Raw genomic sequence first — 14,103 nt, forward strand, 5'->3', positions numbered from 1 at the left:
GGCGAGCCCGCTTTGTCTCAATGTCTGTGTTTTAGCTCAAAGCCCAGCGCCACCAGCGCAAAGACGATGATCATGCCGGCAAATGCCAGGCTTGCCGCGACAGCCCTGACGTAGGTCGAGACGATGCCGACGCCGCGGACGGGTAAGGCATTGCCGACAAAGCAGCCACCGGCGCGCTGGTTTTCCCAGACATAGTTGAGGAATTTCCCGAGCGCCGTTTATTGGCCCGGGAACTTGCGCTAACAGTTTACTGTCTTTCGACAAATTCGTTTGTAGGCGGGGATCATGGGCAAAGGCAGGGTCGAGGCATTCACCGACGGCGTCGTGGCCATCATCATCACCATCATGGTCCTCGAACTGAAAGTGCCGCATGGCGAGGATGTTTCCGCCTTGTTGCCGTTGTGGCCGGTCTTCTTCAGCTACGTGCTGTCCTTCATCAATGTCGGCATCTACTGGAACAATCTGCACAACATGTTTCACACCGTACAACGCGTCGACGGCCGGGTGCTTTGGGCAAACCTGCATCTGTTGTTCTGGCTGTCGCTGATGCCGGTAACGACCGCCTTCATGGGCGAGAATCATTTCGCCACGGTTCCGGTCGCTGTCTATGGCGCCGATCTCGCTCTATGCGCGATCGCTTACACTATTCTGGCATCCGCGCTGCATCGCCTGCACGGCAACGACACCGCCTTCGCCAAGGCGCTGGGCAACGACCGCAAGGGCAAGCTCTCGCTGGCCGTCTACATCGCGGCCGTCCTGCTGACCTTCGTCAATCAGTGGATCGGCGTCGCGCTTTATGTGCTGGTCGCGACGATCTGGCTCGTGCCGGATACGCGCTTCGCGCGGGTGATCGAAAAGTAGCGCTCTTTGCCTGACTCGATTCCCCGGGGGAAAATGCTACGCGCTTTCCCCGGGAAAACCGCTTCACACCTTTCCTGGAATTGCTCTATTTACGCATCGCCTTCAGCTTTTCCGCCACCGACGCCGCAAGGTCGGCATAGCGCTCCTCCAGCCTTTCGGCTGCCTTGATGATCGAGAAATCATGGCCGAATTTCTCCAACGCCATGCGCAGCTTCTCGACGAACTCGGCCTGTTTTTCCAGCGCGGCAAACAGTGTCTTCACCTGGGCTTCGCTGATATCGGGATTGGCCAGCATCTGCGGCACCTCGCGCCCCATCTGGTCGCCGGTGGCGGTCTGCTCTTTCAGAATTGCGATCCAGTCCGTCAATCGAAAATCTCCATTTGTGGGGCAGCATGCGCGGTCGCGGCCCGACTGGTCAACCCGAACACGTGCTGACGAAGGCTTGCGCAAGCCCGTTCCGGCGCTAAGTTCGGCGCCATCGAAAAAAGGATGCTGTTGCTCATGATCACCGACGCTGAAATCCAGAGCGCCCTGCCCGCGCTTGGCCCCGGCAATACCGCCGTCATCACCGGCGCCGCCAGCGGCATCGGTCTGGCAGCCGCAAAGCGGCTTGCGCTGATGGGCATGAAGATCGTGCTCGCAGACATCGGTGGCGCGCGCCTTGACGATGCCTCCCGCGCCGTCTCTGCCATTGCCGGCGACGATGCCGTGCTTGCCGTCGCCGCAGATGTTTCGAAGGCCGATGAGGTCGATCGTCTCGCCGACCGCGCATTCGGCGCCTTCGGCGAGGTCTCGCTGCTGATGAACAATGCCGGCGTCGGCGACAATCCGGGAAAACCCTGGGAAAACCGCGATGGCTGGAAACGGCTGCTCGACATTAATTTCTGGGGTGTCGTGCATGGCGTCGAAGCCTTCGCGCCGCGCATGCTGGCGTCGGCCAAGCCGGGCCTGATCATCAACACCGGTTCCAAGCAAGGCATCACCACGCCGCCCGGCAACCTCGCCTACAATGTCTCCAAGGCCGGCGTGAAGACGTTCACCGAAGGCCTGGCGCATGCGCTGCGCAACGAACCGGGCGACCGAATGTCGGCGCATCTGCTCATCCCCGGCTTCACTTATACCGGCCTCACCGAAGGGACGACGGAAAAGCCGGCCGGCGCCTGGACCGGCGAACAGGTCATTGATTTCATGCTGGAATCCCTGGTCAGGGGCGACTTCTACATCCTGTGCCCGGACAATGACGTAGCGCGGCCGCTGGACGAGAAGCGCATGGCCTGGGCGATCGGCGACATCATCGAAAACCGCCCGGCCCTGTCGCGCTGGCACCCCGATCACAAGGATGCGTTCGCGGACTTCATCAAAGGCTGATCCGAAAGCCCTCAAGCCGCGTGCTTTTTCGGAGCTCGCTTTTGCGCCACGGCCTTCTTGGCGGCCATGGCGGCGATTTTTTCGTCATGCCGCCGTGCCGCCCGCTCACACTTGTCACGGATTTCCTCGACTTCGGATTCCGTGAGGTGCTCGATGCCGATGAAGTTGTTATGGCCCTCGCTGACCCGGATCAACTCATCGAGCTTGGCCTGGATCGCCGCGCCATCGCGGTTCTGGGTGTTCTGGATCAGGAACACCATCAGGAAAGTGATGATGGTCGTGCCGGTGTTGATCACCAATTGCCAGGTGTCCGAGAAGCCGAAGAACGGCCCGCTCACCGCCCAGACGACGACAATCACACAGCAGCCCGCAAAGGTCAGCGGCAGGCCGGTTATATGGGCGACCCAGTTGGCGATCCTGGTGAAGAGCTTTTCCATCTGTCGAGACCCATCAATGGCTGCGCCGATGAGAAACAACCGGCAGCCGTCTTGGGTTCCCGCCGGCAGCAAATACATCGGATGCAATTGGGCACACGCGAAGCGGGCACTCGACGGAAAACGCATCTTATCGGTTCAATGTCATAGTAACGATGCAGGCAAAAGCGCCTGTTCGTTCCGCTCCACAGCGGTTTACCTCCGGCCCCTTCCGCCGCGCCACCCCCGCATGGCGGAAGGGGCTTCAGTACCGAAAGCGGCGACCGGTACACGGACAGGCGACGCCCCATTTCCCGCAACTCGCCCACCAGCGCCGCTCTCGGTCTGCTGATGGCCTGCGCGCCCTAGACGACGTCGTTTTCCCAACGATCGAGGAAGGCCTCGATCGGCATGGACTGGATGTCGGGAACCGCCCTGGCGAGTTTCTCGACCGGCCAGTCCCACCAGGCGAGGGCTTCGATCCGCGCCGCTATGTCGGGAGCAAAGCGCGAGCGGAGCGGCTTTGCCGGCACGCCGGCGACGATCATGTAGGGCGGCACATCCTGCGTCACCACCGCATTGGCGCCAACGACCGCGCCATTGCCGATCGCGATGCCGGGCATGATCACCGCGCCGTGGCCGATCCAGACGTCGTGGCCGATGGTCACGGCCTTCGCTTGCCGCCGCGCGCGGAACGCCGCATCGACGCCCAGCCAGCGGAAATATTCGTTCGGCCGGTAGCTGACCTTGTGCTGGGTCAGTCGCTCGATCGGATGCTCCAGCGCGTTGATGCGGCTGTTGGCGGCAATCGAGCAGAATTTGCCGATACTCGTATAGATCGCCTCGGCATGGCGCTCGAAATAGGAGAAGTCCCCGACGCTCACCTCGCGCAGCACCACCCGTTCACCGATCGAGGCGTAGCGGCCGAGCTTGCACGCCTTCAGCTCCGCGGTCGGATGGATGCGCGGCTCGGGATCTTTCAGGACGAGGTTTTCGGTGCGGTCCATGCGGCGCTTTACTTCAGGGCAATTGCTCCCGCAAGGCAGGAGCAATTGCTCGCGGTGCCAATCAGCACAAAAAGACGCCCATCCGCCTATTTCGGCTTGCCCTTGCTCCACACCACGTTCTGGCCATAGAGCGGCACTGTGGTGACCGACATCTTGGCCGAGCCGTTCTGCACCTGACGCGAATGCGAGAGATAGATCAGCGTCTCGTTGGTCTTGTCGTAGATGCGGTTCACCACCTGCTTCTTCCAGATCAGGCTGAGGCCCTGCTTGAACACCTCCTCGCCGCCCTCGCTCATGTCGATGTCGCCGATGGTGATCGGGCCGGTCTGACGGCAGGAGATCGACGAATCGGAGGGATCCTCAAACCAGTTGCCCTTGTGCAGGCGGTCGATGATGCTGCGGTCGAAATAGGAGACATGGCAGGTCACGCCATCCACCTTGGGATCCTTGATCGCTTCGACGATGATGTCATTGCCGACCCAGTCGACGCCGACCTTGCCGACTTCCTCGGCGACCGCGCTGCCTGCGCCAAGAACGACGCACGCGGCCAAGGCGCCGCCGATCAGTTTTCGCCCAATCCGTTCGCGCCCAACCAGTTCGAGCAAAGGAGCCTCCTGCGGTTCGAGTTGCCGGTATCAGGTGGGACCCGGCGTGCGGCTTTGCAAGCGGATGCGTCAACACCACCACGGTTGCGGCATCGCGGCACTTTGCCTGCGCAGGGCCAAACCGCTAAGAGACTGTTTCGAAATTCGCTCTGGCGAGTCATATGGTGGTGGTTTCGACACCGTAGCGCAGTGGACATATGGTCCGTGAGCTCAGTTCTACTGCATGCAGTAAGAACTGAGAAGCGCAGAAAACGCCATCAGATGGCCGCCAGAGTAGAATTTCCAAACAGGGCTCCAAGACTGTCGCACCGGCGCGGCATCGAGCCGGCGCGATGATTTCTGCGGACGGACTTTTATGATGATGCGTTCTATCCTGGTCGGCATTCTCGTCCTGATGGCAGCCGGCATCGGCTGGCTGACCTTCGACTGGTACCGCGGCCATTATGGCGGCGAACCGTTCGGAGCGCCCTTCACCCTCGTCGACCAGAAAGGCGCGCCGATCACCGAAGCCGCCTTCCGGGGGCAGCCCAGCGTCGTCTTCTTCGGCTTCACCCACTGCCCCGAAGTCTGCCCGACGACGCTGTTCGAACTCTCCGGCTGGCTGAAGACGCTCGGCGACGACGGCAAGACCTTGCATGCCTATTTCGTCTCGGTCGACCCGGAGCGTGACACGCCGCCGGTGATGAACGCCTATGTCAGCAATTTCTCCGACCGCATCACCGGCATCACCGGCGACCCGGACAAGGTCCATGCCATGGCCAAGTCGTTCGGCATCTACTGGAAGAAGGTCGACACGGGCGACGGCGACTACACGATGGACCACACTGCCTCGGTGCTGCTGCTCAACTCCAAGGGCGACTTTGCCGGCACGATCGCCTATGGCGAAAGCGCCGGCACCGCCGTGGAGAAGCTGAAGCGCCTCGCGGCCAAGGGTTGATAAGTATCCACATGACCCAGACGCGGCTGCATTTCACCACCGGCAAGATCGAGGCTGAGCGCATCTTCGCGGCGCTCGAACTGGCTTTCGAGGATGAGGGCCTGCCGATCGCCGTGCTCGAGGTCGACGAAGACCAGGACATCCACGAAGTTTCGCTCTATGCCGATGGCGACGTCGATGCGATTGAAGCGCGGGTGAAGGACATTCTCGCCGGGCTTGCTCTGTCGAAGCCGGTCGAGCGCGAAGTGCTGCCCGACATCGACTGGGTGGCGCGCTCACTGGAGGGCCTGAAGCCGGTGCGCGCCGGCCGTTTCTTCGTCCACGGCGCGCATGACCGCAGGAAGCGCCACAGCGGCGAACTCGCCATCGAGATCGAGGCCGGCCTTGCCTTCGGCACCGGCCATCACGGCACCACATCAGGCTGCCTGGAAATGCTGGAGAAAGTGGTGCGGCGCGAGCACCCGCGCAATGCGCTCGACCTCGGCACCGGCAGTGCCGTGCTGGCGATCGCCGTCGCCAAGCTGGCGCATATTCCGGTGCTCGCCACCGACATCGACCCGGTGGCGGTGAGGGTCGCCGCCGCCAATGCGCGGCTCAATCACGTCAAGGCGCTCATCGAAACGGTCACCGCACCGGGCTTCCACCATCCGATCTTCGGCAAGCGTACCCCCTTCGATCTGATCGTCGCCAACATATTGGCGCGGCCGCTGATGCGGCTGGCGCCGCAAATGGCCGGGCACATCGCACTTGGCGGCTCGATCGTCCTGTCAGGCATTCTCGAGCGCCAGCGCGACGCCGTCATCTCGGCCTATGTCGGCCAGAATTTCCGGCACGTGCGCACCTTGCACCGCGAAGGCTGGGTGACGATCCACCTCAAGCGCTGAGACCGGCAAGGCAACTGCCGATCCTCGACAGTCCCAACACCTAGAACTTGATGCGCCGTGGCATGGATTTCGCCGGAAAGCTGATCGTGCCGCGGCTGGACCAGCCCCATCTGGTTGTCAGCCAGCCGGCGCTGTAGCAGGTTGCGCCAACTGGAAATCGATTCCGATTTCCGGACCCATAGGCTACGGTCACGCCGACATCAGGAGGCCCATCATGTTCCAGACCTTCGATTCCGCGGGCGAGCCTTCGGTTGGCAAGCCGCGCGTGGCGCTGCTGCGCCAATGGCTTGCCGCCAATGGCCTAGACGGTTTTATCATCCCGCGCGCCGACGAACATCAGGGCGAATATGTCGCCGATCGTTCGGCACGGCTGAAATGGCTGACCGGCTTCAGCGGCTCGGCCGGCGTCGCCATCGTGCTGCGCGACCGCGCCTTCATCTTCGTCGACGGGCGCTATACGCTGCAGGTGCGCAGCGAGGTCGATCTCGACATTTTTTCGGTCGAAAGCCTTGTCGACAACCCGCCCGCCGTCTGGCTCAAGGACAATATAGGCAAGGGCGCGCGGCTGGGCTTCGATCCATGGCTGCACACGATCAGCGAGGTCAAGGCGCTGCAGACCTCGGCCGACAAGACCGGCGCGGTGCTGGTGCCGCTCGAGAAAAACCCGATAGACATCATCTGGAAGGACCAGCCGGCGGCGCCGGTGACGCCGGTCGAGCTGCACCCGATCGGCTTTGCCGGCGAACTCGCCAAGGACAAGCTGGCGCGGCTGGCGACAGCGATCGGCAAGGACGGCGCCACCCATGCGGTGCTGACCGACCCCTCCTCCATCGCCTGGGCCTTCAACATCCGAGGCGGCGACGTGCCGCACACGCCGCTGGCGCTCGGCTTCGCCATCCTCGCAGCGGATGGTTCGCACCAGCTGTTCATGGACAGCCGCAAATTCTCGCGCCAGGTCGCGGCCTATCTCACCCAGCTCGCCGATCCGCACGAGCCCGGCGAATTCGAAGCGGCGATCGCGGCGCTTGCCAAGGGCGGCGCCAAGATCGCACTCGACCCGGTCCTGGCGGCCGACCGGCTGCGCATACTGGTCGAGGACAATGGCGGCACGGTGGTTGCCGCGCCCGATCCTGCCCGCATTCCGCGTGCCACCAAGAACCAGGCCGAGATCAACGGCTCGCGCGCCGCGCACCGTCGTGACGGCGCGGCGGTGGCCAAGCTTCTGTGCTGGCTGGAGCGGCAAAAACCCGGCTCGCTCGACGAGATCGCGGTCGTCACCAGGCTGGAGGAGAGCCGCAGGCAGACCGGCGAGGAAACGCAGATGCCGCTGCGCGACGTGTCCTTCGACACCATTTCCGGCGCTGGCCCGAACGGCGCCATCATGCACTACCGCGTGTCGCGCGCCACCAGCCGCAAGCTGCAGGCGGGCGAGTTGTTCCTGCTCGATTCCGGCGCGCAATATCAGGACGGCACCACCGACATCACCCGCACCGTGCCGATCGGCCAGCCGACCGAGGAAATGCGCGAACGCTTCACGCTGGTGCTGAAAGGCATGATCGGTATTTCCACGCTGCGCTTCCCCGCCGGCACGCGCGGCTCGGAGATCGACGCCATTGCCCGCATGGCGCTGTGGAAGCATGGTTGCGATTTCGCCCACGGCACCGGCCATGGCGTCGGCTCGTACCTCGCCGTGCATGAAGGCCCGCAGCGCATTGCCCGCACCGGCACCGAAAAGCTGCTCGAAGGCATGATGCTGTCCAACGAACCCGGCTATTACAAGGAAGGCGCTTACGGCATCCGCATCGAAAACCTGATCCTGGTGACGCCGGCCCAACAGATCGAGGGCGGCGACATCGCCATGCACGGCTTCGAGACGCTGACGCTGGCGCCGATCGACATCAGGCTGGTGCGGTCAGAGCTGCTGACGCGCGAGGAGCTGCATTGGCTAGACGCCTACCATGCCCGCGTGCTGGCCGAGATCGGACCGATGCTCGACGGCGAGACGCTGGCCTGGCTTGAGAAGGCGACGGCACCGCTGCCGCATGATGCGAAGATTTGAATCTAGCTTGGTAAGTCAGCGATTTAAATCGATGGCACTCGCAGAATTCTATCCCACGAACTGCCGAGCCACGATCAACACTGCCGCGCCCGCCAGAAACATCGCCATCAGGCCGCCGCGCAGCGAGACCACGGCGGTGACGACCAATGCCGCCCATTCGGCCGGTCCGGCATTCAGCAGCTCCGGCGCCACCAGCGTCGTCAGCACCGCCGCCGGCACGGCGTTGAGGCCGGCCTCGACGCGTGGATGGATGTTGTCGAAGCGGGAGATGACCAGATGCCCGCCGATTCGCGTGAGATAGGTGGCGACCGCGCCGGCGATGATGATCCAGAAAGTCGTGCTCATGGCCTTGTCTCCACGCCGCTATGGTGCGGTGGCAGGATGACGGCGAGCAGCACGCCGGCAATGGCGCCGATCGAGACGTGCCAGGGCGAGCCGACCGTCTTGTAGGCGATGATCGAGGCGCACGCACTGGCGATAACCACCGGCAGCCACAGCGGCCGCTTGCGGAAGCCCATCACCAGGCCGAGGAAATAGATCGGCAGCAGGAAATCGATGCCCAGCGCATGCGTGTCGGGGATGAGCTTGCCAAACACGGCACCCAGCGCGCTTTCGATCACCCAGAACAGATAGACCGGCAGGCCAAGCCCCAGATACCAGGCAAAGCCGACCGTCTGGCCGGACGCCGCCCTCGCCTCGGCCACGGCGAACTGCGGATCGGTGAGGATGAAATAGCCGAGCGCCTGTTGGATGACAGGCCAGTGCGCGATGCGCCGGCCGATGCCGGCGGAGTAGAGCACATGGCGGAAATTCACGGCGAAGATCGAAAGCACGATCAGCCACGGCGCGACATGCTGGCCGAACAGCTGGATGCCGACCATCTGGCTGGCGCCGCCATAGACCAGCGCGCTCATCAGAAAGGCTTCGAGGACCGAGAAGCCATTGTCGACGGCAAGCGCCCCGAACAGCACCGCGAACGGCGCCGACGCCACGACGACAGGCATGGAGAGTCGCACGCCTTGCCAGAAGTCGCTTCTGCCGCCGCTCTCGGAAATCACGTCCGTCGCCATCGATCGCTCCCAGGGTCGAAACCGCCGATGTAGGTAGTGCAGCCCGCCTTGTCACACGAATTCGCTTGAGCCAAACGATCAGCGGAAATGATCGTCGCCGGGCTCGAGATGGAACTTAGTCCTTCGCGATTTTGCCCTTGATCGCCCTGCCCCAGTCGAGCAGCGGCCTAGCGCGCATGGTGAAATCGACGAGTTCCTCGACCAGATCCGGCCCGTGGATGCCTGCCGGATCGATGACGTGGCGGACGGCAAAATGCCGATTGCGGATCGCAGCGACAAGATCCTCATCCGTGACGTGCTCGAAGCCCCGCGGCGTGCGTTTCATGGCGTCTTCGGCGCTAAGCTCGAGGCCGTTCTTCTTCAACGCCTTCACCATGGCGCGAAACCTGTCCGGCCATGTCTCGATGGCGCGCCGCATCGCCAGCAGCAACGCGGCCTCCGGCTGCCACCAGGCGACGCCGGCAAAGCAGCCCTCAAGCCCGATATGAATGTAGAACACGCCCTGCACGGCCTTGCTGCCGTCAGGCGACAGGATCGCCGAGACATGCCGGTTGTACGGCCGCTTGTCCTTGGCGAAGCGCACGTCGCGATTGATGCGGAACAGTGACTTCTTGCGATCGCCGCGCAAACCGAGCCCTGCCTCTGCGAAGCGCTGTGTCAGCGTGTCGACCAGATCGCCAAGGGGATCGCGCAATTCCTGTTCGAACAGGTCGCGATTCTCCAGAAACCACTCCCGGCTCTGGTGGAAATCCAGCGCCTTCAGGAATGGGATGGCCTTTGGGCCGAAGCCGTTGAACGCGGTCACGCCTTGCCGACCCGTTGCAGCCAGGTGTCCTCGTCGATGACCTCGACGCCGAGTTCGCTGGCAAGCTTGAGCTTGGAGCCGGCGCCGGGTCCGGCGACCAGCAGATCGGTCTTGGCCGAAACCGAACCGGCAACCTTGGCGCCGAGCCGCTCGGCCATCGCCTTGGCTTCCGAGCGGGTCATCTTCTCCAGCGTGCCGGTGAACACGATGGTCTTGCCCGCGACCTCGCTGTCGGCCGAGACGGTGACGATATAGGGCTTGGGCCTGACCTGTTCGAGCAGCTTGTCGAGCACGTCGTCATTGCGTTCATTGCCGAAGAAATCGCGCAGCGCATCGATCACCGTGTCACCGATGCCGTTGACCGATGGGAATACGGTGTGCGGGTCCTCCGCTGCCGCCGTTTCCTTGCCGACGCGGATCAGTTCCTCGATGGTGGAAAAGGTCTTGGCGAGTACGGCCGCCGTCGTCTCGCCGATATGGCGGATGCCGAGCGCGAAGATGAAGCGATCGAGTTCCGGTTCGCGGCGCGAATCGATGGCCGCGAACAGCTTGTCGAGGCCCTCATAGTTGCGGTCCTCGACGCTGCGCACATTCTTGCGCGTCTTGCCGGACGCCGCCTCGCGCTGCCTGGCCTGCTCCTCGCGCCGCTCGGCCAGTGCCTTGGTGACCGCGGGACGGCGGTCCCTGAGCGTAAAAATATCGGCGGCGGTCTTGATCAGCCCGGCATTGAAGAAGGTGTCGATGTTTTCGGCGCCCAGCCCCTCTATATCGAGCGCTCCGCGCGAGACGAAATGGCGTAATCTTTCCACGGCTTGCGCGGCGCAGATCAGTTCGCCGGTGCAGCGCCGGCGGGAATCTTCCTTGCCGGTCTTCTCGTTGATCTCGCGCGTCGCCGGCGAGCCGCAGACTGGACAGGTATGCGGGAATTCGTAAGGCACGGTATCGGCCGGGCGCTTGTCGATGACGACGCTGACGATCTGCGGAATGACGTCGCCCGCCCGCTGGATCACCACCGTGTCGCCGATGCGCACGTCGATGCCGTCGCGGATCGGCAGGCCGTTGCTGTCGAAACCCTTGATGTAATCCTCATTGTGCAGCGTGACGTTTTCGACCACAACGCCGCCGACGGTGACGGGCGCAAGCCTTGCGACCGGCGCCAGCGTGCCGGTGCGGCCGACCTGGATGTCGATCCTCTGCACGGTCGTCATTGCCTGCTCGGCCGGGAACTTGTGGGCAACCGCCCAGCGCGGCTCGCCGGTGACAAAACCCCAGCGGCGCTGCAGCTCCAGCTGGTCGACCTTGTAGACGACACCATCAATGTCATAGCCGAGCGAGGAGCGCTGCTCCTCGATCAGATGGTAATGCGCGACCAGTTCCTCGACCGACTTCGCCCGCACCATCAAAGGGCTGATCTTGAACCCCCAGTCGGCGAATTTTTGCACCGATTCATACTGGGTCGGCGCCGGATCCGCGGTCGTGAAGCCCCAGGCATAGGCAAAAAACTTGAGATTGCGGCTGGCGGTGACAGAGGCATCCTTCTGGCGCAGCGATCCGGCAGCCGTGTTGCGCGGATTGACGTAATCCTGGCCGCCGGCCGCGGCCGAGCGCGCCTTCAGCGCCTCGAATTCCGCATAGGTCATGTAGACCTCGCCGCGTATCTCGATGACATCAGGCCAGCCCGAGCCTTTCAGCTTCGCGGGAATATCGGCGATGGTCCTGAGATTGGCGGTGATGTCCTCACCCACGGTTCCGTCGCCGCGCGTCGCGCCCTGCACGAACACGCCATTCTCATAGCGCAGCGACGCCGACAGCCCATCGATCTTCGGTTCGGCGGTGAAGGCGATATCGAGATCCTTGTCGCGGTCGAAGAAGCGCCGGCCGCGCTCGATGAAATCAGTGACATCCTCGTCTGTATAGGCCTTGGCGAGGCTGAGCATCGGCACGGCATGGCGCACCTTGGCGAAACCCTCGGCCGGCGGCGCGCCGACCCTGCGTGATGGCGAATCCTCGCGCACCAGGTCGGGAAAACGCTGCTCGATGGCAAGGTTGCGCCGCGTCAGCGCATCATAGGCGGCGTCCGAGATTGTCGGCGCGTCCTCGGTATGGTAGCGCCGATCGTGCTCGGCGATCTCCTCCGCCAGGCGCTTCAGTTCGGCTTCAGCCTCGCTTTCGCTGAGCGAATCGACAGGTTTTTCGGCCATGCTTTTCTTCCCCGAACGGTGGCGCGCCACAATAGAGCATGATCCCGAAAAGTGGGAACCGGTTTTCGGAAAAGATCATTCCTGAACAGCAGGATGGAGCCATATCCTGACTCGCTGCCATATCCTGCCCCGTCAATGACGCTGGATGGCCTTATGCCGCGTTTGTGTTCTCGCGCAGCAGCCTTTCGGCGGCGGCGCGTGCCTCGTCGGTGATCGTGGCGCCGGCCAGCATGCGGGCGATCTCTTCCTGCCGCGCCGGCCTGTCCATCTCGGCAATGCCGGTCGCCACACGGTCGGTGCTGCCCGATTTTGAGATCAGGAAATGCGTCGCCGCGCGCGCCGCCACTTGCGGCGCATGGGTGACCGACAGCACCTGCACGCGCTTCGACAGCCGCGCCAGCCTTTGGCCGATGGCGTCCGCAACGGCGCCACCCACGCCGGTGTCGATTTCGTCGAAGACAAGCGTCGGCGCCGAGCCACGGTCGGCCAGCGCCACCTTCAACGCCAAAAGGAAGCGCGACAGCTCGCCGCCGGACGCCACCTTCATCATCGGCCCGGGCCGCGTGCCGGGATTGGTGCGCACCCAGAACTCGATCTGGTCGATGCCTTCTTCCATGCGGGTCTCGGCCTCGCTCTTCATCTCGACGATGAAGGCGGCGCGTTCGAGCTTCAGCGCCGGCAATTCGGCCATGACGGCCCTGGTCAGGCCGATGGCCGCCGCATGGCGAAGCGAGGAAAGCTGTGCGGCGGCGATGTCATAGGCCTCGCGCGACGCCGCGGCCTGCTTCTCTAGCCCGTGCAGGCGTTCCTCGCCGGCGTCGAGATCGGCCAGATCGGCAACCATCGTGTCGCGCAATTGCGCCAGATCGTCGACGGCCACACTGTGCTTGCGCGACGCCGCCCGCAGCGAAAACAGCCGCTCTTCCGCCTTCTCCAGCCGCTGCGGGTCATACTCCGTGGCGCGAAGTGCCGCCTCGACGCCGGATTGCGCGGCGTCGAGCGACAGCATGGCTTCGTCCAGCGACTTGACCACATCCTCGAGCAGGCCGGGCGCCTCCGTCGCCTTGCGCTGCAGCCGTCTCAGCAGGCTGGCGAGCTGCGGCAAGGGCGAAGACGGGCCGGACAGCACATCCTGGGCGTCATGGATTTCGGAAGCGATCTTTTCGGCGCGCATCATATGGGCGCGCAATTCGGCAAGTTCCGTTTCCTCGCCGGGCTGCGGATCGAGCTTGGTCAGTTCCGCCACAGCGGCGCGCAGGTAATCGGCCTCGCGCGCCGCCGCCGCGACCTTGGCGCGGTGGCGCGTAAGCTCCTGCTCGCAGGCGCGCCAGTGCCGCCAGGCCTCGCCGGTCGAGCGAACCGCGCCGAGATGGCCGCCGAAGGCGTCGAGCACGTCGCGGTGGGCGCCGGGATCGACCAAGGCGCGCTCGTCGTGCTGGCCGTGGATCTCGACCAAAGCGCGCCCGACATCGCGCATCAGGGTTACGCTGGATGGCTGGTCGTTGACGAAAACGCGGGTGCGGCCGTCCGCCGTCTGCACGCGGCGCAGGATGATGTCGCCATCGTCCTCGATGGCGTTTTCGACGAGCAGCGCCCGCACCGGATGGTTGCGCGGCACATCGAACACGGCAATGACCTGGCCTTGTGCCGCGCCATGGCGCACCAGAGAAGCGTCACCGCGCGCGCCGAGCGCCAGCGACAGGGCATCGAGCAGGATGGATTTGCCGGCGCCGGTTTCTCCGGTCAGCACGGAAAGGCCCGGCTGGAAGTCGATATCCAGCTTCTCGATCAGGACGATATCGCGGATCGACAGTCTGGAAAGCATCAGAACCCGGACCTCAGGCAATTCCAGGAAAAGTGCGGAGCGTTTTTCCCATGGGAATTGCGTAGAA

The 14,103-nt window shown here is 63.8% G+C and carries 14 protein-coding genes; 5 read left to right on the forward strand and 9 right to left on the reverse strand.

Annotated features, from left to right (window positions below):
• The first annotated feature begins 285 nt into the window (after window positions 1-285).
• Complete coding sequence (locus ACLGL5_RS27635; protein WP_019859067.1) at window positions 286-861, forward strand: TMEM175 family protein; 576 nt, start codon at window positions 286-288, stop codon at window positions 859-861.
• Window positions 862-946: 85 nt separating this feature from the next.
• On the opposite strand, the gene ACLGL5_RS27640 is transcribed toward ACLGL5_RS27635, so the two are convergent.
• Window positions 947-1,228: a hypothetical protein gene (locus ACLGL5_RS27640; protein ID WP_019859068.1), complete on the reverse strand. Its 282-nt coding sequence runs from the start codon at window positions 1,226-1,228 to the stop codon at window positions 947-949.
• A gap of 135 nt (window positions 1,229-1,363) precedes the next feature.
• Here ACLGL5_RS27640 and ACLGL5_RS27645 point away from each other — a divergent pair, with 135 nt between their 5' ends.
• Window positions 1,364-2,230, forward strand: a complete 867-nt coding sequence (locus ACLGL5_RS27645; protein WP_069093451.1) for an SDR family NAD(P)-dependent oxidoreductase — start codon at window positions 1,364-1,366, stop codon at window positions 2,228-2,230.
• Window positions 2,231-2,241: 11 nt separating this feature from the next.
• On the opposite strand, the gene ACLGL5_RS27650 is transcribed toward ACLGL5_RS27645, so the two are convergent.
• From ACLGL5_RS27650 to ACLGL5_RS27660, 3 genes are all read right to left on the reverse strand, one after another.
• The gene (locus tag ACLGL5_RS27650) at window positions 2,242-2,667 is read right to left on the reverse strand and encodes a low affinity iron permease family protein (protein WP_027047021.1); all 426 of its coding nucleotides are present in this window, start codon (window positions 2,665-2,667) and stop codon (window positions 2,242-2,244) included.
• Window positions 2,668-3,008: 341 nt separating this feature from the next.
• Window positions 3,009-3,650 (reverse strand): transferase hexapeptide repeat family protein, encoded by a 642-nt coding sequence (locus ACLGL5_RS27655; RefSeq protein ID WP_038647706.1) that lies wholly within the window; start codon window positions 3,648-3,650, stop codon window positions 3,009-3,011.
• 86 nt (window positions 3,651-3,736) lie between these two features.
• Complete coding sequence (locus ACLGL5_RS27660; RefSeq protein ID WP_019859072.1) at window positions 3,737-4,255, reverse strand: CreA family protein; 519 nt, start codon at window positions 4,253-4,255, stop codon at window positions 3,737-3,739.
• A gap of 358 nt (window positions 4,256-4,613) precedes the next feature.
• On the opposite strand from ACLGL5_RS27660, the gene ACLGL5_RS27665 reads away from it, so the two are divergent.
• The 3 genes from ACLGL5_RS27665 (at window position 4,614) to ACLGL5_RS27675 (ending at window position 8,135) form a co-directional block, all read left to right on the forward strand.
• The gene (locus ACLGL5_RS27665) at window positions 4,614-5,192 is read left to right on the forward strand and encodes an SCO family protein (protein ID WP_027047022.1); all 579 of its coding nucleotides are present in this window, start codon (window positions 4,614-4,616) and stop codon (window positions 5,190-5,192) included.
• 11 nt (window positions 5,193-5,203) lie between these two features.
• Window positions 5,204-6,076 (forward strand): 50S ribosomal protein L11 methyltransferase, encoded by an 873-nt coding sequence (locus ACLGL5_RS27670; RefSeq protein WP_019859073.1) that lies wholly within the window; start codon window positions 5,204-5,206, stop codon window positions 6,074-6,076.
• 214 nt (window positions 6,077-6,290) lie between these two features.
• Entirely contained in the window at window positions 6,291-8,135 is a 1,845-nt protein-coding gene (locus tag ACLGL5_RS27675) for an aminopeptidase P family protein (RefSeq protein ID WP_069092478.1), read from the forward strand.
• A gap of 48 nt (window positions 8,136-8,183) precedes the next feature.
• Here the strand turns inward: ACLGL5_RS27675 and ACLGL5_RS27680 are convergent, their stop codons facing one another.
• The 5 genes from ACLGL5_RS27680 to recN form a co-directional block, all read right to left on the reverse strand.
• Entirely contained in the window at window positions 8,184-8,480 is a 297-nt protein-coding gene (locus tag ACLGL5_RS27680; protein ID WP_019859076.1) for an AzlD family protein, read from the reverse strand.
• The gene (locus tag ACLGL5_RS27685) at window positions 8,477-9,205 is read right to left on the reverse strand and encodes an AzlC family ABC transporter permease (RefSeq protein WP_019859077.1); all 729 of its coding nucleotides are present in this window, start codon (window positions 9,203-9,205) and stop codon (window positions 8,477-8,479) included. The genes ACLGL5_RS27680 and ACLGL5_RS27685 overlap by 4 nt, the downstream gene beginning before the upstream one ends.
• 115 nt (window positions 9,206-9,320) lie before the next feature.
• On the reverse strand, window positions 9,321-10,010 hold the full coding sequence (locus ACLGL5_RS27690) for a DUF2461 domain-containing protein (RefSeq protein ID WP_019859078.1): 690 nt from the start codon (window positions 10,008-10,010) through the stop codon (window positions 9,321-9,323).
• On the reverse strand, window positions 10,007-12,211 hold the full coding sequence (gene ligA, locus ACLGL5_RS27695; protein ID WP_069092479.1) for an NAD-dependent DNA ligase LigA: 2,205 nt from the start codon (window positions 12,209-12,211) through the stop codon (window positions 10,007-10,009). Before ligA ends, ACLGL5_RS27690 begins: the two co-directional genes overlap by 4 nt.
• Before the next feature lie 151 nt (window positions 12,212-12,362).
• A complete protein-coding gene (gene recN / locus ACLGL5_RS27700) occupies window positions 12,363-14,036 on the reverse strand; it encodes a DNA repair protein RecN (protein ID WP_069093452.1) in 1,674 nt (557 codons plus the stop codon).
• Window positions 14,037-14,103 lie beyond the last annotated feature (67 nt).

The sequence above is a fragment of the Mesorhizobium sp. U510 genome (assembly GCF_059180695.1).